Annotated in this window: 25 protein-coding genes; 19 read left to right on the top strand and 6 right to left on the bottom strand. The window is 56.4% G+C overall.

Annotated elements, in window-relative coordinates:
* Positions 1 to 35: 35 nt before the first annotated feature.
* Positions 36 to 929 carry a tRNA pseudouridine(55) synthase TruB gene (gene truB, locus D9V82_RS02785; protein ID WP_121910866.1) on the bottom strand — a complete coding sequence of 298 codons (894 nt, stop codon included), beginning with the start codon at positions 927 to 929 and terminating at the stop codon, positions 36 to 38.
* Positions 930 to 952: 23 nt separating this feature from the next.
* Between truB and D9V82_RS02780 the strand changes: the two genes are divergently transcribed.
* The 4 genes from D9V82_RS02780 (at position 953) to D9V82_RS02765 (ending at position 5,795) form a co-directional block, all read left to right on the top strand.
* Positions 953 to 1,975 carry a bifunctional riboflavin kinase/FAD synthetase gene (locus tag D9V82_RS02780; protein ID WP_121910865.1) on the top strand — a complete coding sequence of 341 codons (1,023 nt, stop codon included), beginning with the start codon at positions 953 to 955 and terminating at the stop codon, positions 1,973 to 1,975.
* Positions 1,976 to 2,917, top strand: coding sequence for a nucleoside hydrolase (locus tag D9V82_RS02775; protein ID WP_121910864.1), 942 nt, complete (start codon positions 1,976 to 1,978; stop codon positions 2,915 to 2,917).
* Between the two features lie 149 nt (positions 2,918 to 3,066).
* Positions 3,067 to 3,336: a 30S ribosomal protein S15 gene (gene rpsO, locus D9V82_RS02770; protein WP_121910863.1), complete on the top strand. Its 270-nt coding sequence runs from the start codon at positions 3,067 to 3,069 to the stop codon at positions 3,334 to 3,336.
* 212 nt (positions 3,337 to 3,548) lie between these two features.
* Positions 3,549 to 5,795: a polyribonucleotide nucleotidyltransferase gene (locus D9V82_RS02765; RefSeq protein WP_121910862.1), complete on the top strand. Its 2,247-nt coding sequence runs from the start codon at positions 3,549 to 3,551 to the stop codon at positions 5,793 to 5,795.
* Positions 5,796 to 5,881: 86 nt separating this feature from the next.
* Here D9V82_RS02765 and D9V82_RS02760 read toward each other — a convergent pair whose 3' ends face one another.
* Positions 5,882 to 6,613, bottom strand: a complete 732-nt coding sequence (locus D9V82_RS02760) for an AMIN-like domain-containing (lipo)protein (protein WP_121910861.1) — start codon at positions 6,611 to 6,613, stop codon at positions 5,882 to 5,884.
* Positions 6,614 to 7,052: 439 nt separating this feature from the next.
* On the opposite strand from D9V82_RS02760, the gene dapB reads away from it, so the two are divergent.
* The 7 genes from dapB to D9V82_RS02725 all read left to right on the top strand — a co-directional run bounded on the left by dapB (position 7,053) and on the right by D9V82_RS02725 (position 17,121).
* On the top strand, positions 7,053 to 7,799 hold the full coding sequence (gene dapB / locus D9V82_RS02755; protein ID WP_121910860.1) for a 4-hydroxy-tetrahydrodipicolinate reductase: 747 nt from the start codon (positions 7,053 to 7,055) through the stop codon (positions 7,797 to 7,799).
* A gap of 4 nt (positions 7,800 to 7,803) precedes the next feature.
* Complete coding sequence (gene thyX / locus D9V82_RS02750) at positions 7,804 to 8,550, top strand: FAD-dependent thymidylate synthase (RefSeq protein WP_121910859.1); 747 nt, start codon at positions 7,804 to 7,806, stop codon at positions 8,548 to 8,550.
* 54 nt (positions 8,551 to 8,604) lie between these two features.
* The gene (gene dapA / locus D9V82_RS02745; protein ID WP_121910858.1) at positions 8,605 to 9,513 is read left to right on the top strand and encodes a 4-hydroxy-tetrahydrodipicolinate synthase; all 909 of its coding nucleotides are present in this window, start codon (positions 8,605 to 8,607) and stop codon (positions 9,511 to 9,513) included.
* 2 nt (positions 9,514 to 9,515) lie between these two features.
* Positions 9,516 to 11,654, top strand: coding sequence for a ribonuclease J (locus D9V82_RS02740; protein WP_167449716.1), 2,139 nt, complete (start codon positions 9,516 to 9,518; stop codon positions 11,652 to 11,654).
* A 62-nt stretch (positions 11,655 to 11,716) separates the two neighbouring features.
* Positions 11,717 to 12,355 (top strand): TIGR03085 family metal-binding protein, encoded by a 639-nt coding sequence (locus D9V82_RS02735; RefSeq protein WP_121910857.1) that lies wholly within the window; start codon positions 11,717 to 11,719, stop codon positions 12,353 to 12,355.
* A gap of 272 nt (positions 12,356 to 12,627) precedes the next feature.
* On the top strand, positions 12,628 to 15,831 hold the full coding sequence (locus D9V82_RS02730) for an FtsK/SpoIIIE family DNA translocase (RefSeq protein ID WP_121910856.1): 3,204 nt from the start codon (positions 12,628 to 12,630) through the stop codon (positions 15,829 to 15,831).
* A gap of 168 nt (positions 15,832 to 15,999) precedes the next feature.
* On the top strand, positions 16,000 to 17,121 hold the full coding sequence (locus D9V82_RS02725; RefSeq protein ID WP_121910855.1) for a TerC family protein: 1,122 nt from the start codon (positions 16,000 to 16,002) through the stop codon (positions 17,119 to 17,121).
* Positions 17,122 to 17,127: 6 nt separating this feature from the next.
* Here the strand turns inward: D9V82_RS02725 and D9V82_RS02720 are convergent, their stop codons facing one another.
* The gene (locus D9V82_RS02720) at positions 17,128 to 17,418 is read right to left on the bottom strand and encodes a YciI family protein (RefSeq protein WP_121910854.1); all 291 of its coding nucleotides are present in this window, start codon (positions 17,416 to 17,418) and stop codon (positions 17,128 to 17,130) included.
* Between the two features lie 58 nt (positions 17,419 to 17,476).
* On the opposite strand from D9V82_RS02720, the gene pgsA reads away from it, so the two are divergent.
* The 4 genes from pgsA to D9V82_RS02700 all read left to right on the top strand — a co-directional run bounded on the left by pgsA (position 17,477) and on the right by D9V82_RS02700 (position 19,960).
* Positions 17,477 to 18,061 (top strand): CDP-diacylglycerol--glycerol-3-phosphate 3-phosphatidyltransferase, encoded by a 585-nt coding sequence (gene pgsA, locus D9V82_RS02715; protein ID WP_121910967.1) that lies wholly within the window; start codon positions 17,477 to 17,479, stop codon positions 18,059 to 18,061.
* Between the two features lie 5 nt (positions 18,062 to 18,066).
* A complete protein-coding gene (locus tag D9V82_RS02710; protein ID WP_121910853.1) occupies positions 18,067 to 18,582 on the top strand; it encodes a CinA family protein in 516 nt (171 codons plus the stop codon).
* 8 nt (positions 18,583 to 18,590) lie between these two features.
* Complete coding sequence (locus tag D9V82_RS02705; protein WP_121910852.1) at positions 18,591 to 18,968, top strand: helix-turn-helix domain-containing protein; 378 nt, start codon at positions 18,591 to 18,593, stop codon at positions 18,966 to 18,968.
* A gap of 134 nt (positions 18,969 to 19,102) precedes the next feature.
* A complete protein-coding gene (locus D9V82_RS02700) occupies positions 19,103 to 19,960 on the top strand; it encodes a PspA/IM30 family protein (RefSeq protein WP_121910851.1) in 858 nt (285 codons plus the stop codon).
* Positions 19,961 to 20,072: 112 nt separating this feature from the next.
* Here D9V82_RS02700 and D9V82_RS02695 read toward each other — a convergent pair whose 3' ends face one another.
* The 3 genes from D9V82_RS02695 to D9V82_RS02685 all read right to left on the bottom strand — a co-directional run bounded on the left by D9V82_RS02695 (position 20,073) and on the right by D9V82_RS02685 (position 21,967).
* Complete coding sequence (locus D9V82_RS02695; protein ID WP_121910966.1) at positions 20,073 to 20,630, bottom strand: energy-coupling factor transporter transmembrane component T family protein; 558 nt, start codon at positions 20,628 to 20,630, stop codon at positions 20,073 to 20,075.
* Positions 20,631 to 20,711: 81 nt separating this feature from the next.
* Entirely contained in the window at positions 20,712 to 21,404 is a 693-nt protein-coding gene (locus tag D9V82_RS02690; protein WP_121910850.1) for an energy-coupling factor ABC transporter ATP-binding protein, read from the bottom strand.
* Positions 21,404 to 21,967, bottom strand: coding sequence for a biotin transporter BioY (locus D9V82_RS02685; protein ID WP_121910849.1), 564 nt, complete (start codon positions 21,965 to 21,967; stop codon positions 21,404 to 21,406). Before D9V82_RS02685 ends, D9V82_RS02690 begins: the two co-directional genes overlap by 1 nt.
* A 130-nt stretch (positions 21,968 to 22,097) precedes the next feature.
* Between D9V82_RS02685 and D9V82_RS02680 the strand changes: the two genes are divergently transcribed.
* The 4 genes from D9V82_RS02680 to miaB all read left to right on the top strand — a co-directional run bounded on the left by D9V82_RS02680 (position 22,098) and on the right by miaB (position 25,976).
* Complete coding sequence (locus tag D9V82_RS02680) at positions 22,098 to 22,313, top strand: DUF3046 domain-containing protein (RefSeq protein ID WP_121910965.1); 216 nt, start codon at positions 22,098 to 22,100, stop codon at positions 22,311 to 22,313.
* Between the two features lie 181 nt (positions 22,314 to 22,494).
* Positions 22,495 to 23,631 (top strand): recombinase RecA, encoded by a 1,137-nt coding sequence (recA, locus tag D9V82_RS02675; protein ID WP_121910848.1) that lies wholly within the window; start codon positions 22,495 to 22,497, stop codon positions 23,629 to 23,631.
* Positions 23,632 to 23,670: 39 nt separating this feature from the next.
* The gene (gene recX / locus D9V82_RS02670) at positions 23,671 to 24,270 is read left to right on the top strand and encodes a recombination regulator RecX (RefSeq protein ID WP_121910847.1); all 600 of its coding nucleotides are present in this window, start codon (positions 23,671 to 23,673) and stop codon (positions 24,268 to 24,270) included.
* Between the two features lie 161 nt (positions 24,271 to 24,431).
* Positions 24,432 to 25,976 carry a tRNA (N6-isopentenyl adenosine(37)-C2)-methylthiotransferase MiaB gene (miaB, locus tag D9V82_RS02665; RefSeq protein ID WP_121910846.1) on the top strand — a complete coding sequence of 515 codons (1,545 nt, stop codon included), beginning with the start codon at positions 24,432 to 24,434 and terminating at the stop codon, positions 25,974 to 25,976.

Here is a 25,976-nt window from a genome sequence, read left to right as displayed (position 1 = left end):
TTTAGAACTCCACTGGCTACCCCTTAGTCTTTGCCTTAGAGGGTAGACGGCCGCGCCACAAAGACCGTGGCCAGCCTTTTTCCCTTTTCCTTGATGAGCGCGATGGCTTGGCCATTAGGGGCCACTGCAGCATGAATCCCAGATAGCCCGCGCGGCTCGAGCCATTTGCCCATTGCTAAAGCGACGGCTTCTTCCTCCGTGACGGGCGCGACGGGAAAACTGCGCGTGAGCGCCTCGTCGAGGCTCAAGGACAGGCGGGGGGTTTCTGCGAGATCGTCTAGAAGAGAGGCATCGGCAAGCGCGAAGGGCCCGACCGTCGTGCGGCGCAAGGCGGTGAGATGCCCGCCGACGCCAAGGGCCTCGCCCATATCGCGCGCCAAGGAGCGGATATAGGTGCCGGAGGAACACTGCACGGATACATCGAGGTCCAGAAAATCGCCCTCGGTGCGCATGTCATGAGTCTCAAAGCTATGGATGGTGACCGGGCGGGCGGGGATATCTACCTCCTTGCCCTCGCGTACTAATTCGTGGGCCCTCTTGCCAGCGATTTTGATGGCGGATACCGCGGCGGGCTTTTGCATAATCTGGCCGGTCAATGTGGCAACTTCGGCCTCGATGGCGGAAGCACTAAGCGCGGCTGCGGCCTTGCCCCAGCGAAATTCGCCCTCGGCATCATCGGTGGTGGTAGAGGCGCCGAGGCGGATGGTGGCTGAATAAGACTTGGTGGAGGCGACCATATGTGCGAGGAATTTGGTGCCACGTTCGATGCCAAGAACCAGCACTCCAGTTGCCATGGGATCCAGGGTGCCGGCATGGCCGACCTTTTTGGTGCGAAAATACCTGCGTAGGCGGCTAACAACATCGTGAGAGGTCATGCCGGCTGGCTTATCAACAATGACAAGTCCAGAATGTGCGAGCGCATCAGTCATAGGTAACAAGTCTATGCTCTACGATGGATTCCGTGGATATTTGTTACGGAATCGATGACATCCCCGCGGATGTGGGGCCGACCTCGGTAACCATCGGTGTCTTTGATGGCTTTCATCGCGGCCATCAACAGCTTATTTCTGCCTGCGTAGAGCATGCGCGGGCGAATAATCAGGTTCCAGTCATGGTGACTTTTGACCCGCATCCGGTCTCTGTTTTCTTGCCGGAACGTGCCCCGCTGGCCGTCGTGAGCTTCGAGCGGAGGCTGCAGCTGGCGGAGGAGATGGGTATCGAGATGGTGCTTGTCATTGACTTCACCAAAGAATTAGAGGGAGTGGAGCCGCGTGGCTACGTGTGCGATCTCTTGCTGGGCAAGCTTGATGCGCACCACGTGGTGGTGGGGGAGAACTTTACCTTCGGAGCTGGGGCTAGCGGCACCGCAGAAGCCATGCAGCACCTGGGGGAGGAGTTCGGATTTAGCGTCGATATCGTCCCTCTTTTGAACGAAGATGGAGTGCAGATTTGTTCCACCTTCATTCGCCACAGCCTGTCCCAGGGAGCAATAGAATCAGCGAATTGGGCGCTTGGTCGACACTTTACGGTCACCGGTCCCGTGGTTCGTGGTGCGGGACGCGGCGGCAAGGAACTAGGATTTCCTACGGCTAACCAGTATTTCCCGGATACCATAGCCATTCCCGCCGACGGGGTATATGCCGGTTGGTTCATAGTCCATTCTGATTCGCCCCTCGATGGGAATATGCAGCCCGACGTAGCCTATGCTGCCGCAATTTCGGTTGGTACGAATCCGACCTTTGGTGATGAAGAGCGATCCGTCGAGTCTTTTGTTTTGGATCGCGATGCTGATCTTTATGGCTATGAGGCGACCGTGAAATTCGTAGGCCACCTGCGAAATATGGTGAAGTTTCGTTCCGTTGAGGAGCTTTTGGAAGCTATGGCTCACGACGTCGCAGCCGCTCGCGAGGTGTTGGCTGCCGATGCTCGCGCACACGGCTGCAACCGCCAAGACTATTTCTTAAAGGAGAACTAAATGAAGGCCATTCTCGATCTTGACACCGGCATTGATGATGCGTTGGCCTTGGCTTATGCTCTGGCCCACCCCGATCTTGAGCTCATTGGGGTGACCTGCACCTATGGCAACGTCACGGTCCCGCTCGCGGTGCGCAATACCCTGGCGCTGCTGGAATTGCTGGATACGCCTGATATTCCAGTCTTTGCGGGCCCCAGCCCGAACGGTTTCCAGCCCAGCGAGATTTCCTCGTTCATTCACGGGCAAAATGGCGTAGGCGAAGTTTTGCTCACCCCGTCCGATAAGACCGAGGACACGCAGTCGGCCACGGATTTCCTCTTGCAGGCCGTACGTGATTATGGTGATGACCTAGTCATTATTCCGACCGGCCCGTCTACCACCATCGCCCAGGCCATGCTTGCCGATGCCTCCTTTGCCACCAACGCCCACCTTGTCATGATGGGCGGGGCACTGACCGTTCCCGGCAACGTGTCCGCGTGGGCGGAGGCCAATATCTCCCAAGACCCGGATGCCACCGATTACCTTTTTCGCCATAGCAGCGATGTCACCATGGTGGGCCTTGATGTCACGCTACGCACCCTCTTGACGGAAAAAGAAACCGCGCGCTGGCGCGCTACCGGAACGACCGCGGGCAAGGTTTTCGCCGATATGGTGGATTATTACATTCGCGCTTATGCCACCATGGCTCCCCACTTGGGCGGTTGTGGTCTGCACGACCCGCTGGCCGTGGCGGTAGCCGCAGATCCGTCGTTGGTAGAGGTCATCGAAACCAATATGAAAACGGATACGGAAGGCCCCACCCGGGGGCGAACCATCGCCGATGAAACGCGGCTGAGTCAGGAACCAACCGCGAAGGTGGCCGTGGGCGTGGACAACGAACGCTTTGTCCGTGAATTTGTGGACCGCCTCGAAGAACTTTTCCGCACGGTAGGCACCAAGTAGTGCACCGTTTTGATTTGGCATGCTAACTGGCTGTAAGATGACCAGTTGGCTTAGCGACTGTGGTTCACGACAGTTGCGGCACGCGGAGTTCGCCGGGTCGGTGCTGCGCGTAGAAGAATAGTGTGGACTGAAATATAGGAGAAATACTCATGGCATTGAGCACTGAGAAGAAGGCCGAAATCCTCAAGGAGTACGGCCTGCACGAGACCGACACTGGTTCCCCTGAGGCGCAGGTTGCCCTGCTAACCTCTCGCATCAACACTTTGACCGAGCACCTGAAGTTTCACAAGCATGATCACCACTCCCGTCGTGGTCTGCTGCTGATGGTTGGTCGTCGTCGTGGCCTGCTGAAGTACTTGGCAGAAAACAACGTGGATCGTTACCGTGATCTGATTTCCCGCCTGGGCTTGCGCCGCTAATTGCGACGCGACTGCGGCCGAATTATTCCCCTTGCCCTGTGGCAAGGGGAATTAGTGGTTTTATACCCTACTTAAGCTTGGACGGGAACAGTGGCGATTGCGATTGCCGTAGCTCAAAAGTAGACAATCTCTGTTAGAATTTCCACCGTTGTCAAAACAATGTGGAAAAGGCGGCACCGACGATCGCCTAAACACTCAAGGAGATTAACTAGATGAGCGTTCAGAACTCCGTAGAGTTCAATATCGATGAAGAATTCGGTATTACCGAAGCTATCGCCGTCCTCGACAATGGGGATTTTGGTACCCGCACGGTACGTTTTGAAACCGGCCAATTGGCACGTCAGGCTGACGGTTCTGTCACCACGTACCTCGATGATGATACGATGCTGCTGGCCACTACGACTGCTTCTAACCAGCCGCGTGAAAACTTTGACTTTTTCCCACTGACTGTTGATGTGGAAGAGCGCATGTACGCAGCCGGCAAGATCCCCGGCTCCTTCTTCCGCCGCGAGGGCCGTCCCTCCACTGAGGCCATCCTGGCTTGTCGCCTCATTGACCGCCCGCTGCGCCCTACTTTTGTCAAAGGTCTGCGCAATGAAGTGCAGGTAGTGATCACCGTCCTGTCGCAGGACCCGGAAGAGTACTACGACGTGGTAGCAATTAACGGCGCGTCTGCGGCAACCCAGCTCTCCGGCCTGCCGGTTTCCGGCGCCGTCGGTGGCGTGCGCATGGCGCTTATCGCTGATAAAAAGCACCCGGAGGGACAGTGGGTGGCTTTTCCGAACCACGAGCAGCACGAGCGCGCGCTCTTCGAGATGGTGGTAGCCGGCCGCATCGTCACGAAAGGTCGCAAAAAAGACGTCGCCATCATGATGGTGGAAGCGGGTGCTGGCGCCAACGTCGCCGAGCGTATCGCCGATGGTGCCCCGGCTCCGCAGGAAGCGGCTGTTGCAGCGGGCCTTGAGGCAGCTAAGCCGTTCATCAAGACCCTGTGCGAGGCCCAAAAAGGTCTTGCAGAGCGCACCGCCAAAGAGACCCAAGAGTTCCCGCTGTTTCCAGCTTATGGGGATGATGTCTTAGCCGCAGTGGAAAAGACCGCTGCTAAGAAGTTAGAGAGCCTGCTGACCATCCCGGGCAAGCAGGAGCGCGAGGAAGCTACAAATGCGCACATGGAGCAGGTAGAGCAAGATCTTCTGCCGCAATTTGCTGACCTGGAAGAGGCAGTGGCTTCCAAGCAGATTCGCGCTGCTTATAACGAATTTATGAAGAAGATTGTGCGCCGCAAGATTTTGGCCGATGGCTTCCGCATCGATGGTCGCGGACTTACCGATATCCGCGACCTGTCCGTCGAAGTTGATTTGATACCACGCGCACATGGCTCTTCCTTGTTCGAACGGGGGGAGACGCAGATACTCGGCGTAACCACCCTGGATATGTTGAAGATGGAGCAGCAGATCGACTCGCTTACTCCCATCGAGTCCAAGCGCTATATGCACCACTACAATTTCCCACCATTTTCTACCGGTGAAACCGGCCGCGTTGGCTCGCCCAAGCGCCGCGAAATCGGCCACGGCGCACTGGCTGAGCGGGCCCTGCTACCGGTTATCCCTTCGCGCGAGGAATTTCCGTATGCCATTCGCCAGGTCTCTGAGGCCCTTGGTTCCAACGGTTCCACTTCCATGGGCTCTGTGTGCGCGTCCACCCTGTCGCTTTACAACGCTGGCGTTCCGCTCAAGGCGCCAGTAGCCGGTATTGCCATGGGCTTGGTCTCCGGTGAGATCAAGGGCAAGGAAAAGTTCGTGGCGCTCACGGATATTCTCGGCGCCGAAGACGCCTTCGGTGACATGGACTTCAAGGTTGCGGGTACTTCCGAATTCATTACTGCACTGCAGCTAGACACGAAGCTTGACGGCATTCCGTCTAAGGTTTTGGTGCAGGCCCTCGAGCAGGCCCGCGATGCACGTACTACTATCCTGGAAACCATGGCAGAGGTCATTGATTGCCCGGATGAGATGTCCGGCCTGGCCCCGAAGATCACCTCGGTGAAGATACCTGTCAATAAGATTGGTGAGCTCATCGGGCCCAAAGGCAAGACCATTAACCAGATCACCGAGGATACCGGTGCTGACGTTTCAATTGAAGAGGATGGCACGGTCTACATCTCTGCGGTAACCGGCGAAGCTGCTGACGCTGCGATTGAAAAGGTTAATTCCATTGCCAACCCGCAGCTGCCCAAGGTGGGTGAGCGCTTCCTCGGCACGGTAGTTAAAACCGTTCCATTCGGTGCCTTTGTGTCCTTGACCCCGGGCCGCGATGGATTGATTCACATCTCCAACCTGGGTGGCGACGAGCGCATCGAGAAGGTCGAAGATGTTGTCAACGTGGGCGACAAGATACAGGTAGAAATCGTGGATATCGATAACCGCGGTAAGACTTCCCTAGTGCCAGTTGAGGATTAATCCCTTACATTGTATTCACAGTAGTGGCCCTGCTTCCCATCATGCGTGGGAAGCAGGGCCACTGACTATGCTCTAGTCATGATTACCTAGTTCTGAAAATCAAGTACGAGCCGTTTGGGTTCCTGTAAGAAGGTCACGGAATAGGGAGTTTGCTTTTTTAACCCGATGACCAGCTGCGTCTGTGCCTCGAAGGTAGTGGTGTAATTGATCTCTTGCACGACACCAGCACCTGGGGTGATGCCAGTATCCATGAATTTTTGCTCTAACTCCGGCGTCGATGGCCACGGGGTGCCCTCGATACCAAGGTTGAGGAAAGTAGCGCCTTGTACCTCGACTGGAAGTCCCGATGCCTGATGTGTGGGCTGAGCCGTATAGGTAGTAAACCACCCCGCTTCTCCTTCGCCTTCGAGGTCAACCACGACACGGGTATAAGAGTCATGGGCGGCTACCCGAATTCCGGTGGGCACGAGGTTGCCCAAACCCGGAGGTAGGTGGCGATGATCGGCGAGAGATGGCGCGCCCATGCCACCGAACACGTTGTGAGGAACATTGTCCTGGGCTTGGTGGCGATTGTGACTTAACGGGGTGGTGTCTTCTACCGTCTTAGTTGGCTGACCGGCAGCGGTAGTTTTAGCGGGCTCCGATGTTTTTGCCGATGACGTCATCGATTCCGCCCGCGAGCTGGTTGATTCTTCCTGTGCGGCGAACGAGGTATCGACAGCAGTGTCATCGCTGGGGCTGTAGCAAGCGTTCAATGAGAGTATGCAGCTCATACCAGCACCGGCAGCGAAGACGCGGGTGAGAGCAGATCGAGACATTCTGACCACTTCCTAAGTTGTTTGTTGTGTCGTTTCTTTAAGTCTACCGGTACATAAGTTGCCGAACTGAGGAAGTGATGCAATTGTTGTACGAGGGAAAATGGTGGGGGTGTGGGGCTGAAGCTTTAACTCGGCGGGCTAGATGGGGTTGCCCGCGGCAAAGCTGAAAACCGCGAAAGTAGCGAACCCGTTGCCAGAAGCTCCTAAAGTAAAGGTTATAACCTTGTTCTCCGCGGGGGTGCTGAGAATATCCACACAGAAAACTGAGCACGAGCAACGTCATGAACTGGAACGGGGTCAGCACGCATCTGCATAGCTGGACAGCTCGGCAGCGGTATTTCTGGCTTACGAAGGGCTGCCCGCCGCATATGGGCGAGCGCGATAGGATAGGAAAGAAGGAGAGCTTTAACCCAGAGTTGTTATGAAAGCGAGGCGCACAATGGCGATCAAAGTAGGAGTATTGGGAGCGCAAGGTCGCGTCGGCAAGGCGGTCGTTGAGGGGGTAAATGCCGAAGATGACCTGGAGCTGGTGGCGGAAATTGACCGCGGGGATGACCTGCAGCAGTTGGTTGATCTGCATGCGGAGGTCATCGTGGATTTTACCCAGCCTGATTCTGTGATGGGCAATCTGGAGTTTTGCATCGCGAACGGCATTCACTGCGTGGTGGGTACCACTGGATTCGATCAAGAGCGTTTGGACCAGGTTGAGCAGTGGACCCGCCAAGAAGGGGCTGGCAATGTGCTGATCGCACCGAATTTCGCGATCTCTGCAGTAATGACCATGGTGCTTGCCAAGCAAGCGGCGAAGTTCTTTGAGACTGTAGAAGTTGTTGAATTTCACCACCCCACGAAGTTGGATGCGCCTTCCGGTACCGCTATCCACACCGCAGAGGCGATTGCCCAGGCGCGCCGCGACGCGAAATTGGGAGAGATGCCGGATGCGACCGAAAAGTCCCTGGCAGGTGCCCGTGGTGCGAATGTAGACGGAATTCCGGTGCATGCTGTACGTACCCGCGGCATGGTGGCCCACGAGGAGGTCATTTTTGGCGCACAGGGACAGTCACTGACCATTCGTCAGGATTCTTATGATCGTTCCTCTTTCATTCCCGGTGTATTGGTCGGTGTTCGTGAGATTGCGCAGCACCCGGGTTTGGTCGTTGGGCTAGACAAGTACCTGGGGCTGTAGCGGTATGGCAACTGCGAGTGAGCTAAAAATTCAGCTCATTGCCGCTACCGAGTTTCACGAGCCACGGGGAACGCAGTGGAGTGCTGATGACACGGCGACGGACGGCGAGGCCCTCGTCGAATTCGCGGGGAGGGCCTGTTATGAGTCCTTTGACAAGCCCAACCCGCGTACTGCTACCAATTCCGCCTACCTGCACCACATCATGGAAGTTGGCCATCTAGCGCTATTGGAACACGCAACGGCAACGATGTACATCACGGGCCTATCGCGTTCTGCCAGTCATGAATGGGTCCGGCACCGGCATTTCTCCTTTTCGCAGCTATCCCAGCGTTTTGTGCATCCTAAAGAGATGCACGTAGCGTTGCCCAAGCTGGTGGAAGAAGATGATCAATTACGCCGGTTGGTCATGCAGGCGGTGGATGAAACTCGTTTTGTCTATGATGAGCTGCTAGAAGCCTTGGAAGAAAAGCTTAATGAGCCGAATGCGCTGTTGCGAAAGAAGCAAGCACGCCAGGCCGCACGTGCGGTATTGCCCAATGCGACGGAAACTAGACTCGTCGTTACCGGTAATTACCGCGCTTGGCGGCACTTCATTGGGGCGCGGGCGGCCGAGCATGCTGATACGGAATTGCGCCACGTAGCGGTCGAGTGCTTGGAGTATTTGCAGGAGCAAGCACCAGCGCTTTTCGATGACTTCCATATCACCACTTTGGCCGATGGAACGCGGATGGCCGCGAGCCCTTACGCTTAACACGCGGCACCCGGATGCGGTCAAAAGGTGCCCGAGCGGGTAACCTTGACGGCTATGAGCACAGGTATGACAGCAAAGACTGGCGTTGACACCTTCGGTCGCATTGGCGTTGCTATGGTCACTCCATTTGATAGTGACGGCGCGCTGGATCTAGAAGCGGGTCGCCGCCTGGCGGCTCATCTCGTAGACAACGGCGTGGATTCACTCATCTTGGGCGGAACGACGGGCGAGTCTCCGACCACGTCTTTGCGCGAAAAGGTGGAGTTGCTCAAGGCTGTGAAACAAGAAGTAGGAGACCGCGTTCGGATCTGTGCAGGCGCCGGCACAAACAATACCGCGACCTCGATCGAGATTGCTCAAGCTAGCGCTGACGCCGGAGCTGATAGTTTGCTCGTGGTGACTCCGTATTATTCCAAGCCCTCCCAAAAGGGTGTTTACGAGCATTTTGCCGCAGTTGCTAATTCAACGGACCTGCCGATTTGTGTCTATGACATTCCTGGCCGCTCGGGCATCCCGGTAGCGTCGGATACGTTCCGCCGCCTCGCGGAATTGCCGACTATCCAAGCCGTGAAAGACGCCAAAGGCGATCTTTCCGCGGCTGCAGAACTCATCCAAGAAACCGGCTTGGCGTGGTACTCCGGTGACGATCCGCTTAACCTGCCGTGGCTGGCCCTCGGCGCCTCAGGTTTCATCTCCGTCATCGGTCACGCTGCTCCGCGTGCTTTGGTAGAACTCTATGAATCCTTCGATGCGGGCGATGTGGCCCGCGCGCAAGAAATAAATTACTCAACGCTTCTTCCACTTACCCGTGCTCAGGCGCGGTTGGGCGGAGCAACATTTGCAAAGGAAGCTCTGCGCCTGCAGGGCTTTGAAGTTGGCGATCCCCGTCTTCCTGTCACCGCTGCGAGCGAGGAGGAACGCGAGGTACTTCGCCGTGATTTGGAACAATCTGGAGTCCTTTAAGAATGACTGAACCCCGTAATCGTTCCCGTAAGGTTACCCGCAAGGCGGGTCCACCGTCGGAAACTGAGACCGCCTCCAATGAGGCGGCTTCGCCCGTATTTCAGGCCCCTGCCAATAACTCCGGTGACGCCGGTAAGGAGAAGCAGGGCAGCTCTGGACAGAACAACTCTGCCGATAATAACAACGAAGGTGCTCACAACGATCGCCGCTCGCGTTCCCGCGGCGGCCGTGGCCGTGGCCGTGGCGGAAACGGCAATAAGGGCAATGGCCAGGGTGGCGCTAACCAGGGCGGCAACAATAAGAACACCAACGGTGGCAACGGAAAGAATGGCAACGGCAAGGGTCGTAGCGGCAATAACCGCGGCCGCCGCAATGTGCCGAAGTCGATGCAGGGGGCGGATTTGACCAAGCGCTTGCCAGAACCGCCGAAGCAGCCGAAAGATGCTCTGCGCATCTACGCTCTGGGTGGTATTTCTGAGATCGGCCGCAACATGACGGTATTCGAGTACGGTAACGAGCTGCTCATCATTGATTGTGGCGTGCTTTTCCCGTCCTCCGGCGAGCCTGGCGTGGATCTCATCCTGCCGGACTTCGGACCGATTGAGAAGAAGATCGACAAGGTCAAGGCCCTCGTGGTTACCCACGCCCACGAAGACCACATCGGCGCTATCCCATGGCTGTTGAAGCTGCGCCCAGATATTCCCATTGTGGCCTCTCGTTTCACCATCGCGCTTATTGCGGCGAAGTGTAAGGAACACCGTCAGAAGCCGAAGTTCATTGAGGTCAACGAGAAGTCCGACGTGACTTACGGCTGCTTCCGGGTTCGCTTCTGGGCGGTCAACCATTCCGTGCCTGATGCGCTTGGCATTATGCTGGGCACCCCGGCCGGCAATATCATTCACACCGGTGATATCAAGCTGGATCAAACCCCGTTAGATAACCGTCCGACTGACCTTCCGGCGTTGTCTCGATATGGCGACGAGGGCGTCGACCTCATGCTGTGCGATTCCACCAACGCCACCGTGCCGGGCGTATCCGCTTCCGAGGGAGATATTCCGGCAAACTTCAAGCGCCTGGTGGCAAGCGCACCGCAGCGCGTCATCCTAGCTTCCTTCGCCTCGAACGTTTACCGAGTTCAGGCCGCCATCGATGCTGCCGTGGCCAACGGCCGCAAGGTTGCCTTCAATGGCCGTTCGATGATACGAAATATGGAAATTGCGGAAAAGATGGGCTTTTTGAAGGTCCCGCGCGGTACCATCATCCCCATCGATGAGGCTGCAAAGATGGCTCCGCACAAGACCATGCTCATTACTACCGGTACACAGGGTGAGCCGATGGCAGCGTTGTCTCGCATGGCACGCCGCGAACACCGGCAGATTACGGTGCGCGATGGCGATACCATTATCTTCTCCTCCTCGCTCATTCCAGGCAATGAGGAGGCCGTCTTCGGCGTGATCAACATGCTGTCCCAGATCGGTGCGAATGTAATCACCAACCAGGACGTCAAGGTCCACGCTTCTGGCCACGGCTACTCTGGCGAGCTGCTCTTCCTCTACAACGCGGCGCGACCCCGCAATGCTATGCCGGTCCACGGCGAGTGGCGCCACCTGCGCGCCAATAAAGAATTGGCGATTTCCACCGGCGTGGCCCGCGACCGGACGGTCTTGGCGCAAAACGGAGTCGTGGTCGATTTGCGCAAGGGTCGCGCAGAGGTCGTCGGTCAGCTGCAGGTCGGCCACCTCTACGTCGATGGCGTGTCCATGGGCGATGTCGATGATGATACTTTGGCGGACCGCACTAACCTGGGCGCAGGTGGCGTGGTATCCATCACCTGCGTGATCGATAACCGTACCTCCCGCCTGCTGGAGCACCCCACCGTGGCGACCACGGGCTTCTCCGATGATGACCGCGGCGTGGTGCCTGAGGTTGCGGAAATGGTGGAAAATACCATGAATGATCTCGCCGCGGAAGGCGAGAATGACACCTACCGGATGGTGCAAAAGCTACGGCGCAAGGTCTCCAAGCTCATGGATTCCAAGTACAAGCGCGAGCCGGTCATCTTGCCTACCATCGTGCCGACAAATTCGGGTATCCTGCTTGCGGATGACGCCGATGTCGATGCCAGCCGTGAGTCGCTGTAGGTTTTCCTCAAAGGGTTTGATCCCGGCATAGTTTTGCGCCCCAGCCTGTCGATGTCCTCGGTATGCTGGGGCGCATGTCGTTTTCATCTTCCGAACGCGCCAAGATGGTCGCGCTATTCCATCAGTTAGGTCCCGATGCCCCCACGCTGTGTGAGGGATGGACGACGCGCGACTTAGTCACTCACCTATGGGTACGCGAAAACCGACCAGATGCCGCGGTAGGGATGTTCCTTGCTGCCTTTAAACCTCGTCTGGAGAAAGTGTCCGCCAAAATCGCCCGCCGAGACTTTGACGAGCTTGTTGATGCCTGGGGGAGGGGGCCAGCAAAGCTCAATCCCGTACGCTTTCTTGATGCCCAGCAGAACTTGGCCGAGCATTTTATTCACCACGAGGATATCCGTCGTGCCAATGGTCAGACCGAACCACGTGATTTTTCTGCAGCGGTGCAGAAAAAGCTGCACCGTTTTTTGAAGATCTGGTCCACTTTCAGCCTGCGCAAGTCCACCCAGCCGGTTGTTCTGCAACCTGATGGGCTCTCGCGCATCGTTGTAGCAGATAAGAATAGAGTGGCAGATCGCGGAGATCAGGTGGTCCGGGTCAGTGGAGAAGTCGGCGAGCTCTTGCTCTGGACGTACGGGCGCGACGTAGTCCAAGTCACCATCACAGGTGATGAGTCTGCTATCAGAATGTCAACTCTGTAGGCTAGATTTAGACTTTTTAACGGTTTGTGCCCCGCCTAGTCGGCGCGATCGCGGGGTAATTCGCGATTAACTATCCATGCCACGCGTGTGGCTTATGTGATTTGTGGGGTTTTCCGGTTAATGTGAATAACATGTCTGTCAAAAATGCCTCCTCTCGTGGATCGCGCCGTAACCCGACGCGAGCATCCAAAAGTGCGCCTGGCCGGAAAGCTAACTGGTCACGGCCATCCGGCCGCAGTCAGTCCAGCGGCGGCGTGTCGGAGACCCTAGCGATGCCGTCGTCCGGGAGGGCGGCAGGGACGACGCAGGAGCGTACGGGGAGCGCATTTCGGGCTGTCGGCAAGGGGCTTGGTGCTGCTTTTGGAGCCACCGCGCGCGGAATGGGCAATGTTGCCCGTGGCGTCAGCAAGGGCCTCGCGGGCCTAAAGCCGAGCCAGGGATCACCTCCAGAAGGTATGGAGGATTTCGAGAAAACGAGGGAGCCACAGGAAATTTCTGATAGGGCCGGGAACAAAAAGAAAAGCAAGGTAACTCGCGTGCGCGATATCGCAGATGAAGAGGAAGCAGTGTCCTCGTCACAGAACGGGTGGCGAGTTAACAACCCAGACGCGGTCGCCTTGGTGCTCATTGGCATAGCCATTGTCCTCGCTGCCACCGTATGGTTTGGTGTTACCGGCCAGGTGGGCGCCTGGGTGGGCAACCTGGTGCGCTACGTCATCGGCGCCGGTGCCTGGGTACTTCCCGTCGCGCTTGTCGTGCTAGCCATTTCGCTCATGATGGAAATGGATGGTTCGCCAGGGCGCATTAAGCCGCGCATTGCAGGCGGCACGACGATTATTGTGCTGGGGATGCTGAGCGTGATCCACATCTTTGCTGGTAACCCACCGCTTGGATTTACCACCGATACCGCAGGCGGGGCCGGCGGTGTCGTCGGTTTTGCCATGGGCGGGGTTTTGGACGCTGCATTTACCGCGTATGTCGCGGCCCCGCTGCTTTTTCTCGTCATAATTTATGGTGCGCTGTTGGTTACCGGTATTACCATCCGCGAGACCTACGAGCTCGTGGCGGATTCGCTGCGTTCGGCTTTTTCCCTTTTTGCTGGTAGCGATGCGGACCGTGAAGACACCGACGAGGACGATCTTTACGGTCACGTATCTGACGATATCGATAATATTGCCCACGGCCGCGAGCGCTCGCAGCCTCCAGCTACGAAACGCGGCGGCACGTTTACTCCGCGTCGGTCTGGCACCTCTTATCCTGTGCGGCCGCTTGCCGATGTCCCTGCAAGCGACCACACCGTTGCCTTCGATACCCCGGTGCGCGCGGGTCACGAGTTGGTAGATCGCAGCGATGAAGAATTGGGCTACGGCGCGAATTCCCGCATGGGGGACACCGATGCCTTCCCAGCAGTAGATGACGCTGAGTACGCAGACGACGCGGAATCCACTCAACCGGCGCTGCCAGATAGTGATCCCACCCGCGTTTTGGGCGCTGCCATTGGCAGTTCTTCGTCCGGCCGTCACAAAGGCACCGTCAACAACGCGGGTTCCCGCGCCCACACCTCGGCAGCTGCAGCTGCCGAGGGTGTTGCAGCTGCCGAGGGTATTGCGGATGCCGCGGGTGTTGCGGATGCCGCGGGTGTTGCGGATGCCGCGGGTGTTGCAGCTGCGGCAGGCGCTGTGAAGGCTGGATCTGACGCGGTGTCAGCAGCACATGAGGAAGCCCGCCGTCTGTTCCGGCAGCGCTCCGGACGTGATGCGATCACCGGCGCTCGGGTGGAATCCGCCGCGGCGGAGCAGTCTGCCCCACAGCCCCAACTATCCGCCCCAGCGAAACCCGGTAATGACAGCTATGCGGTGCCATCCACCGACCTCCTGACCCCAGGTACGCCGGCGAAAGAACGAACCGAAATCAATGACCGCATCATTGAAGCCATCACGGACGTCTTTGAAGAGTTTAACGTCAATGCCCAAGTAACGGGCTTCAGCCGTGGCCCTACGGTTACTCGCTACGAGATTGAGCTCGGACCAGGTGTGAAAGTTTCCAAGATTACGAACCTGCAGTCCAACCTGGCGTACGCTGTGGCTACCGATAATCTGCGTTTGCTTACACCGATTCCAGGTAAGTCCGCGGTGGGAATCGAGGTTCCTAACCCGGACCGCGAAATGGTCCACCTACGCGAGGTATTGGACGCGCCCAGCATGGTCTCTTCTCCGGACCCAATGTTGATTGGCTTGGGTAAAGACATCGAAGGTGAATATACGTCCTTTTCTGTACAAAAAATGCCGCACCTGCTTGTTGCCGGTGCCACTGGCTCGGGTAAGTCCGCGTTCGTGAATTCCATGCTGGTTTCGCTACTCACCCGCGCCACCCCGGAGCAGGTGCGCCTGATCCTCGTTGATCCTAAGATGGTGGAGCTTACCCCCTATGAAGGCATCCCTCATCTGATCACACCTATCATTACCCAGCCGAAGAAGGCTGCTGCAGCCCTCCAATGGTTAGTGGAGGAGATGGAGCAGCGGTACATGGATATGAAGGCCGCACGCGTGCGCAAGATCGAGGACTATAACCGCAAGGTGGTCTCCGGCGAGTACCAGGCACCGGTCGGCTCTGAGCGCGAGGTCCGTCCATATCCCTATATCGTTTGCGTCGTGGACGAGCTGGCGGACTTGATGATGACTGCCCCGAAGGAGATTGAGGACTCTATCGTCCGTATTACCCAAAAGGCCCGTGCCGCCGGCATCCACTTGGTGCTTGCCACCCAGCGCCCGTCTGTCGATGTGGTGACTGGCCTCATCAAGACCAACGTGCCTTCCCGCTTGGCTTTCGCTACCTCATCTTTGACCGACTCCCGCGTGATCTTGGACCAAGGCGGTGCGGAAAAGCTCATCGGCATGGGTGATGGTCTATTTATCCCGCAGGGCAAACGGCCGGTGCGTATGCAGGGCGCATTCGTCTCCGACGATGAGGTTATGGATGTCGTCGAAGCCGCGAAGTCCCAGGCTGCCCCAAACTACACCGAGGGCGTGACCGAGGAAAAGCAGTCCGAGTCAAAGAAAGAAATCGACGATGACATCGGCAAGGACATGGATGACCTCCTAGAGGCCGTGGAGCTTGTGGTGACTGCCCAACTGGGCTCTACCTCAATGTTGCAGCGCAAGCTGCGCATTGGCTTTGCTAAGGCGGGGCGCCTGATGGACTTGATGGAATCTCGCGGCGTCGTTGGACCATCGGAAGGCTCGAAGGCGCGGGAGGTGCTGGTCAAGCCGGAAGAACTTGATACCATCCTGTGGATGATTAAGGGCGCCGATCCTGCTGATGCTCCTAAGGAAATCCAGGATGAGATGAACCAAGCACAAACAGATGAGGATCCGGACGGTTCCGAAGATTCCGCTACTTCCGATTCCTCCGATGCGCCCAAAACCGATACGCGGACGGTGCAAGCAACTTATAACCCATCGTCCGGGGCATTCTAAGTAGTGTAAGATGGTCACGGTCTTGGAGGGGAGTACCCCAAATTCGGCATAGATCGTCAACACGGTAGCGTTGTGCTCCCGGTCGTGTCGGCCTGGCGAGGGATAGTCGCTGGGCGGGGGAGACCTCCGGTCACTTTATTGAGTAATTTCGACCGGAGGGAACTCGCGTTGAACGTCCCATTGTGGGTATGGCTTGTTACTGGTGCGGTAATTCTAGCCTTCTTTGTATTCGATTTTTATTCGCACGTGCGTAGTCCGCATGAGCCCACCCTGAAGGAGTCGGGCCTGTGGACCCTATTCTATATTGCTGTCGCTGTAGTTTTTGGCGGTGGCGTGTGGGCGGTGTGGGGCCACGAGCACGGCATCCAATTCTTTACCGGTTATGTCACCGAACAGGCACTTTCTGTAGATAACCTTTTCGTATTTGCACTCATCATGGGGTCTTTCAAAATCCCGCGCAAATACCAGCAAAAAGTGCTGTTAATCGGCATCATCCTTGCCCTCGCCTTTCGCTTAATATTCATCCTGTTGGGTGCAGCGGTTATTGCGGCTTGGTCCGACATTTTCTACTTTTTTGCCATATTCTTGCTCTACACCGCCATCAAGTTGGTCATCGATGAGATCCGGGACACGCCGGAGACCAACCCCAACGATATGGCCATCATTAAGCTTGTGCGCAAGGCGGTAGATGTGACCCCGCAGTACCACGGTGATAAGCTCACCCACCGCGTGGACGATGGCTCAAAAAAGGGGAGATTTGCCTTCACGCCGCTTTTCGTGGCGCTGGTGTCCATCGGGCTTATCGATCTTATGTTTGCCTTCGATTCCATTCCGGCAATTTACGGCATCACCTCGGAAGCGTTTTTGGTCTTTACCACCAACGCATTTGCGCTGATGGGCCTGCGCCAAATGTACTTCCTTATCGATGGCCTCTTGGACCGCCTCGTGTACCTACCCTATGGCCTGGGAATCATCCTTGGTTTTATCGGCGTCAAGCTGCTCTTCCACGCGCTGCATGAGAACAACCTGCCGTTCATCAATGGCGGCGACAATGTCGAATCAGTCATGGAAATCTCCACCATCGGTTCGTTGGTGGTCATTGTCGGAGTGTTAGCCATTACGGTTCTCGCATCGGTTATCAAAAACATGCGTGACAAAACCCAAGGCGTAGTGGCTGTATCGCACAACCACTACGACTGGGATGAGGAAGGAAATAAAATCGTGCGTAATACGCGGGGCGATTACCTCGGCAGAGCCGAAGAATTGCCCACTGAAGACCTACCCACATAAAGCGGATTAGAAGCGGGCTTTAACTGGGTTCCATTCGCGGAAGCTCCTGCTTTGGAGGCAGCCTTCTTGATAGAAGGGGTCTTTGTCCATCAACGCGATAACATCGGAGACCTGGGTGTCATCATTGTCAAAGCACACGATGATAAGTGCGCCTCCCTGCGAATCCGTCAGTGGCCCAGAGGCTACGATGGTGCCCTCATCAAATAGTTGCCCGGTGAACTCGCGGTGGGCGGGGCGTACCTTCGCTATTTCTGGGCTGGCTGGGTTGTAGTCATAATTCACTGCAAAATATTTCATGCTCGACAGTATAAATTCTCGGGGAGGGTGCCGCGAGCACGTAACCCAAGCGGGTAGTATAAATAGGGTGAATCAACCCGGAGCACAGTCAGCGCAGTCCTCGGATGTGAATCCGCAGGTCTCTAATTGGAATCTGCCGAACGTCCTAACCTGCCTGCGTATTGTCTTCATTCCGGTTTTTGCATGGCTAGTTATCGGCGGTCACCAGTGGTGGTCTTTCGGGGTCTTCGCAGCTTTGATGCTCACAGATAAGCTCGATGGCGATATCGCCCGCGCCCGCGGGTTGATTACTGATTTTGGCAAACTGGCCGATCCCATTGCGGATAAAGCGCTGATGACCACAGCGCTTGTCTGCCTAAACATCGTCGATCAGTTAGGTGTCTGGGTGACCGTCATTATCTTGATCCGAGAATTTGGCATCACCATCTGGCGCATGGCGCTGTTGCGTCGCGGGAAAGTTGTCCCGGCTTCTAAAGGTGGCAAGCTAAAAACCGTCCTGCAATCTTTTGCCGTGGGCCTGTATCTGTGGCCGCTTCCTGCGTGGATGGATATTCCTACCTTCCTCATTATGTTGGTGGCCGTCGTGGTGACGGTCGTTACCGGCGTGCAGTATCTGATCGATGGACAGAAGCAAAATAGCTAAACACAATGACCTTCTCAGAATCTGACCTCGTAGCCCTATTGTCTAGCCGCCACGAGACTGTCGCTTTGTGTGAGTCTCTAACAGCTGGCTTAGCCAGCGCTACCATCGCTTCGGTGCCGGGGGCGTCTGCCGTCTTGCGGGGCGGTCTTATAACCTATTCCACCGAGGTCAAATCCCATTTCTTAGGTAAACCAATTTCTGAGATTGAGCGCGTAGGCGTCGTATCCGGCAAAACCGCAGTCGATATGGCTCGCGCCGCCGCTGCGGAAACCGGGGCGGATTGGGGGATAGGACTAACCGGTGTTGCCGGGCCCGAGAAACAAGAAGAAAAAGAGCCCGGCACGGTATTTTTAGGAATCTATTCCCTGGGCCGTATAGCCCAGTCTTATTGCCTGCGCGACTTGGGCACTGAACGCAATCAAATCAGAAAGGCCACGGTAGACGCTGCAATTTCCCAACTTGGGGAGATCATCAAAAATTTTTCTACTAGTGGGGAACAAACTGCATCGAAGGAGCGTTAAAATCTACGATGAACATTTCTACAGCAGTCCTTGAACATTCGGCGGAGACTGCCGCGGAACTTGCGGCAGCGGCACCATCGGCGCCACAACCTGTTCGCGCCCCAGAACCACTTCTGCGTGAAGCATTGGGCTTGACCCTGCGGGCATTCCGCGCAGACAAGTCAGTTACCTTGCGCGAATTGGCTAGCGTTGCTCGCGTGTCACCCGGCTATTTGTCGGAGCTGGAGCGCGGCCGTAAAGAGGTGTCTTCAGAATTATTGGCTGCCGTGTGTCATGCGCTCGACGCGTCTGTGTCAGACGTTCTCATCGAGGCCGCCGGTTATATGGCGCTGCCCTCGATGGATGAAGAGCTCGCGCATACCGCGCCTGCCGCTTCCGAGCTTTAACGCTCGTGCGATTGTGAAAAGAGTGGCCGCGGTGGGATAACTGCGATTGTTAGCAGCAGAGTCCTAGGCGCTAGGTTACTATAAACACCACAACGCGACGCATCTCCACATTCCTTAGGAAGGTTTAGAGCACAATGGCGAATCCATTTGTTAAGGGTTGGAAGTACCTCATGGCCCTGTTCGATAACAAAATCGAAGAGAATGCCGATCCGAAGGTGCAGATTGAGCAAGCCATCGAAGAGGCTCAACGTCAGCACCAAGAGCTATCGCAGCAAGCCGCGGCTGTCATCGGTAATCAGCGTCAGCTTGAAATGCAACTTAACCGTCGCCTAGCCGAGGTTGAAAAGTTGCAAGGCAATACCCGCCAGGCGCTCGAGCTTGCCGATGGCGCACGCGCCAAAGGTGATGAAAAGAAGGCCGTTGAATACGAAAACGCCGCTGAGGCTTTTGCCGCTCAGCTGGTGACCGCAGAAGAGTCTGTGGAAGATACAAAGAAGCTTCATGACCAGGCATTGCAGCAGGCTGAGCAAGCGAAGCGCGCTGTCGAACGCAATAATGCCGCCCTGCGCCAAAAGGTAGACGAGCGTTCGAAGCTGCTTTCGCAGCTAGAGCAGGCAAAGATGCAGGAAAAAGTTTCCGAGTCTTTGAACTCCATGAACGAGCTTTCGGCCGGTGGTAACGCTCCTTCGCTTGATGCTGTGCGCGATAAAATTGAGCGCCGTTACTCCAAGGCCCTGGGGCAGGCGGAATTGGCGGAAAATTCTGTCGAAAACCGCATGGCTGAGGTGCAGCAGGCGGGCATTCAGATGGCGGGACACTCCCGTTTGGAGCAGATTCGCAGCGAGATGAACTCAACGAAGCCCGTGGAAGGTAACCGCGCTCAGGCCATTGAGGGTAATAAGGCCTCTGGCTCTGCCGCAGATGACGCCGCGCAGCCTACCTCGAATGACGATGCCGTCCAAGCTCGTTTACGCGAGCTGCGCGGAGAATAAACGCCTATCCCGCGCTCGTTATAGCGATGAGCGCACTACAGCCTCCGGTCTTTCCTCTTTCATTTTCAGTGGCGGGGAGAGCGGAGGTTTTGGCGTCCGTTGGGCATGTGTACTAGTCACCGACTCCGCGAGCCTGGAGGGCTTCGCCAATGGCCCGAGCGCGTCGAATGGAGCGGATGATAACGGGCGTTATAAACGCCGTGGGAGAAAACCCTGCGCCGCGTGCTTTGCGCGCATCGAGAACCTCATAGACCGTCTCGAACATGAGGGGGATGAGGCGGACTGTCAGAGACACTGCCAAGCTAATGTTATCTACGGGGACGCCGAAACGTTTGAGAGGCCGGAGGGATTCTTCCAAAGACTCCATGATCGCGTCTACCGTCGAGGTGAGCGTGAGCAAGAAAGCTAAAATCATGGCGGCCAAGATATTAAAAAACATCACCGCGGCGTAGTTAAAGTCCTTGGCCCACCATTGGAACCCAGCAAGGGGAACGAGAATTATCAGGGGTGGCCAGAGTTGGCTCCAGGCAATTCGTGGAGGGATGCGGGCGATGAAATACGTCGCAGCTGCGGCGATTACCGCGCCGCCAGACCACGGTAAAGAGTTGAAAAAGATGCTGCTTAGTAAGATAAAAACCAGCAGAATGACAATCTTCCAGCTGGGCTTCATCCGGTGGATTACCGTCGTGCCCGGAACGTACACGGAAAGCGGAATATTTTTCCGGTGTCGAGTCATTGGTGAGGGGGCTTTCTAGAGTGGCCGTTGCGCCATGAGATCTCTGTAGAAATCGATGACCTCCTGGGGAGTGCCATCGGCGGCAACCTTGTGGTTATCGATGCAAATGACACGGTCGAAATCCGCGAGGAATTCCAGATCGTGAGTAACGACAATGAGCTGCTGGTCGAGCTGTGCGAACTCGCGCATGATGCGATCGCGATTGCGGAGGTCGAGCAGCGTTGTTGGCTCATCGGCGATAATGAGAACCGGGTCGATGACCAGCACAGCGGCTAAAGCGAGCAGTTGTTTCTGTCCACCAGATAGCGTGTGAGGGGAGCGCTCTGAGAATTCTAAAAGCCCGAATCGTGCCAGAGCAGCATCAACTTTGGCAGTGCGCTCGGCCTTAGATAGTTTGAAGCGGCGGAGGGAGAAAGCAATGTCATCGCGCACGTTGGGCATGACGATTTGATTTTCGGCATCAGAAAAGACAAAACCCACCCTCTCGCGCACTTTTGTCCCCTGCTCGGCGGGATTGATGCCGTCAACGGTCACGGTGCCCGCGGTGGGCTCGCTCAGGCCATTGATGAGTCGGGTCAGGGTGGACTTTCCTCCGCCATTGTGGCCGATGATGCCGATCCTCTGTTCGGTTAAAGTAAGGTTGATGTCATCGAGGACCACCGTCTCATCAAAAGCTACCGTGACCGAAGAAAAGTCGATGGTGGGCACTAGGAGGCCTTCCTGCCTGCCAGATCTGGGAATGCGGAGTGAACACCGACGGCGATGATGACGGCCACGATGAGCTTCGCGGTGTCAAGGAGGACGAACGGGCCTTGCGCCGCGATGGCGGGGCCGACATCCATTCCGGAGCGAAGGACGAGGCCGATTGCGCCACAGGTGTACTGCACTAATAGGCCAACGATGGCTGCGATAGCGAAAACCACAGTCATTCCGCCTTTTCCGCGTGGGGCACGGTAAGCAATGGTTCCGGCGGCGATAGGGGACAGCACGTATCCCACGATGTATCCTACGGTGGGTCCCGCAAGCGCACGAAGAGTGGTGCCACCGCCTGCCAACACTGGCAATGCTAAACCGATAAAGAGGAAAAGCAAGCCCACGTAGCCGCCCCGTTTTCCGCCTAAGATGAGACCGGATAATATGAGCGCGGCATTTTGTAGCACGATGGGGACGCCGGCGGTGCCTACGGGGATAGAAACGAAAGCTAAAACGATAACGAGCGCGGTAAATACCGCTACATAGGCAATGGTGGTTGCCACGGAGTTCTTCTGCATGGACAAAGATTAGCATCCAGGACAAAAACGCAGAAGACACGGCAATTTGAACGCAGTTCAAGTAGCTTGATTCTGGAATTGTGGTAACGGTTTTGGATATATCTCCATGGTGGTAGGTAGGATTGCGGGCATGCGTTTGACGGAGTACCACCAACTCGTTGTGGATGAATTCGGGGAATCAAAAGGGGCGTGGATTAGCCATTCGCATGTTTTATCTGAGCTCAATGGAACACCAGAGGAGCTTATCGAACGTGGAGTCGACCCGCGGCGTATATGGATGGGGCTGTGTGATGATTTTGATGTTCCCCTAGAGCGGCGTCTTGGCGTGGATTACCCCACCTTATAGGGTTCGAACGAAAATTAGGAGAGCGTGCCTTTTTCGATATTCGAACAGATGTATGTATTCTAGTTGGGGAGTCGGTGTGGGCGACTAGAGTGGGATCGCAATGGAGGTGGAACCATCCAGGGTTTCACGGCAGTCTAATTAAGTGTTCACGCAGCGTCGTTAGAGATAAGGATTTGTAACAATGGCAACGAAAAAGAAATCATCCTCTGTGGCTACCAAGGGAGGCGACCGCCAGAAAGCGCTAGATGCCGCTATGGCCATGATCGAAAAGGATTATGGAAAAGGCGCCGTTATGCGCCTAGGTGATGACAACCGTCCGCCAATTAAGGCTATTTCCTCTGGTAACACCGCAATCGACGTGGCACTGGGTATTGGCGGCTTTCCGCGCGGTCGAATTGTGGAAATTTATGGCCCGGAGTCCTCTGGTAAGACGACGGTAGCCTTGCACGCAATCGCATCGGCGCAAAGAGACGGGGGTATCGCAGCGTTTATCGATGCCGAGCATGCCCTAGACCCCCAGTATGCACGCCTGCTTGGCGTCGATACCGATAACCTCCTTGTGTCCCAGCCTGATACGGGTGAGCAGGCCTTAGAAATCGCCGACATGCTGGTTCGCTCCGGCGCCATCGACATTATCGTTGTGGACTCTGTTGCGGCATTGACCCCAAAGGCGGAAATTGAAGGCGAGATGGGTGATAGTCACGTGGGCCTGCAAGCCCGCCTCATGTCCCAGGCCTTGCGCAAGATGACTGGGGCGCTTTATAACTCCGGTACCACTGCCATCTTTATTAACCAGTTACGCGAAAAGATCGGCGTGATGTTCGGTTCCCCGGAGACCACGACTGGCGGTAAGGCGCTGAAGTTCTATTCCTCCGTGCGCTGCGATATTCGTCGTATTCAGACCCTGAAGGATGGCCAAGATGCTATTGGCAACCGCACGAAGCTCAAGGTGGTAAAAAATAAAGTTTCCCCACCATTCAAGATCGCCGAGTTCGACATTATGTACGGGGAAGGCATTTCTCGGGAATCCTCCATCATCGACCTCGGCGTGGAAAACGGTTTCATCCGCAAGTCCGGCTCCTGGTTTACCTATGAAGGCGACCAGCTCGGTCAAGGTAAGGAGAAAGCTCGGTCCTTCCTAAAAGACAACCCTGACCTTGCCAATGAGATCGAAAAGAAGATCTTCCAGAAGCTCGGCATTGGGCAAGAGGCGGCAAATGGTGAAGAAGCGGGCGCCATGGATGTTCCTGGCTCCGATGACCCATTAACGGATGAATCCGTAGATTTGGTCCCCAACGTTGACTTCGATGATGACTAAACCTGCCCACCTCCACTCTCACCGTCTATAAACCGCGTTATGAATCGACCCGCCCCTGAAAAATTAGAACAACTCCGCCATGCCATTGACGCCTATGAAAATGGGCAAGTCGGGGCCGGGCTTTTTGATCGGGAGGCCGAAGAAGCAAAATCCAAGGTGAGGGCACGTGCGTTAGGTTTGCTCGACCAGCGTTCGCGTTCCCGCCATGAACTGTATGTTCGCTTAGTCCAAGCCGAATTCGACCCTGAAGTGGTAAAAGATGTCCTTGATGACTTAGCCCGTGTGGGCTTAATCAATGATGCCGCCTTTGCCGCCGAATGGGTGAGGCAGCGGTATAAGCGGAGAGGCAAATCACGCAACGTCCTCGCGCGCGAACTCCGGGATAAGGGAGTACGTCAGGAAGATAGAGACGACGCCCTCGATCAAATAGACGCGGCCGATGAAGAAGCTATGGCCCGAGCTTTGGCGGAAAAGAAGGCGGGTAACCTGAAAGCTGTTCCTGCGGATAGGAAGGAACGGGATAAGGCGCTGCGCAGGATCGTAGGGGTATTGGCGCGCCGTGGATTTAGCGAAGGGATGTCTTTAAGCATTGCTATTGCAGCCCTTGATGAGCGGTGCGAGGAGCTTTCTTCACCATAAAACCTGCGGGTGAGATTTTTGCTCAGTAGAATCCTCCCGGGCTCTTGCGCCCGCACTTCAACGCGCCCCACGACGCGTCTGATTCCACCCTGCCCTGTCTCCACGGGCGCCTTGCAGCGATGGTTATGAGTTGTTCTAAGTGATGGCTAGACTATGCCGACGTGGAGCAGACAATTCCTGAAACCCGTACCTACGAAGTCCGGACCTTCGGCTGTCAGATGAATGTGCACGATTCCGAGCGTATTTCTGGCTTGTTGGAGGAAGCTGGCTACACCGCCGCAGACGAGGCCACGGAGCCGGATCTCATCGTGTTTAACACCTGCGCAGTGCGAGAAAACGCCGACAAGCGTCTTTACGGAACGCTGGGCGCATTGAAGAAGACGAAGGAGAATCACCCCGGCATGCAAATTGCCGTGGGGGGTTGCCTTGCGCAGAAGGATAAGGACACCGTCCTTGACAATGCGCCGTGGGTGGATGCTGTCTTCGGAACCCACAATATGGCCGCGTTGCCAACCCTGCTCGAGCGCGCCCGCCATAACGAGGAAGCCCAGGTAGAAATCGTCGATTCGCTTGAGGCCTTTCCTTCAGTATTGCCTGCTAAGCGCGAATCAGCTTATGCGGGTTGGGTGTCGGTTTCCGTGGGCTGCAATAACACCTGCACGTTTTGTATCGTTCCTTCTCTGCGCGGTAAGGAAGAAGACCGCAGGCCGGGCGATATCCTGGCCGAGGTACAAGCGCTGGTGGATCAGGGGGTGTCTGAGGTTACCCTCTTGGGCCAAAACGTCAATGCCTATGGCGTGAATTTCGCCGATCCGGAAATGCCGCGCGATCGCTTTGCTTTTTCGAAGCTGCTGCGCGAAGTGGGCAAGATCGATGGCCTCGAGCGCCTGCGATTTACCTCTCCGCATCCGGCAGAATTTACCTCGGATGTCATCGATGCAATGGCTGAAACCCCGGCGGTGTGCCCGCAGCTACACATGCCGCTGCAATCCGGCTCGGACAAGGTTCTGAAGGATATGCGTCGCTCCTACCGCAGGAAAAAGTTCCTGCGCATCCTTGATGAGGTACGAGAAAAGATTCCACATGCGGCGATTACCACCGACATCATCGTTGGTTTTCCGGGCGAAACCGAAGAAGATTTCCAGGACACCATGGACTTGGTCCGGCGTGCTCGCTTCGCCTCGGCTTTTACTTTCCAGTATTCTCCGCGGCCTGGCACTCCTGCGGCTGAGATGGAAAACCAGATCCCCAAGGACGTCGTCCAGGATCGCTTCGAGCGGCTCGTCAAGCTGCAGGATAGCATTCAGGCAGAAGAGAATGAGAAGCTCGTGGGCACCGAGGTGGAGCTCCTCGTCCAAGCAGAGGGCGGGCGCAAGAACGATGAGACCCACCGCATGTCGGGTCGTTCCATGGATGGGCGCCTCGTGCACTTTAGTCCTATTGATGAAAACGGCGCGGATATCTCGGCCGAAATTCGCCCCGGCGACGTCGTGCGCACCAAGGTCACCGGTGCAGGCTCATTCTTCTTGCTTGCCGATGCCACGCTTATCACCCATACCCGCACCAAGGCTGGCGATATGTCGGCGGCGGGCCAAACCCCCACTACTGCTCCCATCGGCGTAGGTCTTGGCCTGCCTACCGTGGGCAAGCCCGCCGGCGCCGCGGCAGCGGGTTCCTGCGGCCGTTCATCGGGGCAAGTAGGCTAG

It is taken from the genome of Corynebacterium macginleyi, from assembly GCF_003688935.1.
GTDB lineage: Bacteria > Actinomycetota > Actinomycetes > Mycobacteriales > Mycobacteriaceae > Corynebacterium > Corynebacterium macginleyi.
The sequence above is the reverse complement of the archived record's forward strand: the minus strand, read 5'-3'. Positions and strand labels throughout refer to the sequence as shown.

Excerpts from the sequence above, each read along its gene's own strand:
- truB (WP_121910866.1), bottom strand. The coding sequence starts at position 929 with ATGACTGATGCGCTCGCACATTCTGGACTTGTCATTGTTGATAAGCCA.
- D9V82_RS02780 (WP_121910865.1), top strand. The coding sequence starts at position 953 with ATGGATTCCGTGGATATTTGTTACGGAATCGATGACATCCCCGCGGAT.
- D9V82_RS02775 (WP_121910864.1), top strand. The coding sequence starts at position 1,976 with ATGAAGGCCATTCTCGATCTTGACACCGGCATTGATGATGCGTTGGCC.
- rpsO (WP_121910863.1), top strand. The coding sequence starts at position 3,067 with ATGGCATTGAGCACTGAGAAGAAGGCCGAAATCCTCAAGGAGTACGGC.
- D9V82_RS02765 (WP_121910862.1), top strand. The coding sequence starts at position 3,549 with ATGAGCGTTCAGAACTCCGTAGAGTTCAATATCGATGAAGAATTCGGT.
- D9V82_RS02760 (WP_121910861.1), bottom strand. The coding sequence starts at position 6,613 with ATGTCTCGATCTGCTCTCACCCGCGTCTTCGCTGCCGGTGCTGGTATG.
- dapB (WP_121910860.1), top strand. The coding sequence starts at position 7,053 with ATGGCGATCAAAGTAGGAGTATTGGGAGCGCAAGGTCGCGTCGGCAAG.
- thyX (WP_121910859.1), top strand. The coding sequence starts at position 7,804 with ATGGCAACTGCGAGTGAGCTAAAAATTCAGCTCATTGCCGCTACCGAG.
- dapA (WP_121910858.1), top strand. The coding sequence starts at position 8,605 with ATGAGCACAGGTATGACAGCAAAGACTGGCGTTGACACCTTCGGTCGC.
- D9V82_RS02740 (WP_167449716.1), top strand. The coding sequence starts at position 9,516 with ATGACTGAACCCCGTAATCGTTCCCGTAAGGTTACCCGCAAGGCGGGT.
- D9V82_RS02735 (WP_121910857.1), top strand. The coding sequence starts at position 11,717 with ATGCTGGGGCGCATGTCGTTTTCATCTTCCGAACGCGCCAAGATGGTC.
- D9V82_RS02730 (WP_121910856.1), top strand. The coding sequence starts at position 12,628 with ATGCCGTCGTCCGGGAGGGCGGCAGGGACGACGCAGGAGCGTACGGGG.
- D9V82_RS02720 (WP_121910854.1), bottom strand. The coding sequence starts at position 17,418 with ATGAAATATTTTGCAGTGAATTATGACTACAACCCAGCCAGCCCAGAA.
- D9V82_RS02710 (WP_121910853.1), top strand. The coding sequence starts at position 18,067 with ATGACCTTCTCAGAATCTGACCTCGTAGCCCTATTGTCTAGCCGCCAC.
- D9V82_RS02705 (WP_121910852.1), top strand. The coding sequence starts at position 18,591 with ATGAACATTTCTACAGCAGTCCTTGAACATTCGGCGGAGACTGCCGCG.
- D9V82_RS02700 (WP_121910851.1), top strand. The coding sequence starts at position 19,103 with ATGGCGAATCCATTTGTTAAGGGTTGGAAGTACCTCATGGCCCTGTTC.
- D9V82_RS02695 (WP_121910966.1), bottom strand. The coding sequence starts at position 20,630 with ATGAAGCCCAGCTGGAAGATTGTCATTCTGCTGGTTTTTATCTTACTA.
- D9V82_RS02685 (WP_121910849.1), bottom strand. The coding sequence starts at position 21,967 with ATGCAGAAGAACTCCGTGGCAACCACCATTGCCTATGTAGCGGTATTT.
- D9V82_RS02680 (WP_121910965.1), top strand. The coding sequence starts at position 22,098 with ATGCGTTTGACGGAGTACCACCAACTCGTTGTGGATGAATTCGGGGAA.
- recA (WP_121910848.1), top strand. The coding sequence starts at position 22,495 with ATGGCAACGAAAAAGAAATCATCCTCTGTGGCTACCAAGGGAGGCGAC.
- recX (WP_121910847.1), top strand. The coding sequence starts at position 23,671 with ATGAATCGACCCGCCCCTGAAAAATTAGAACAACTCCGCCATGCCATT.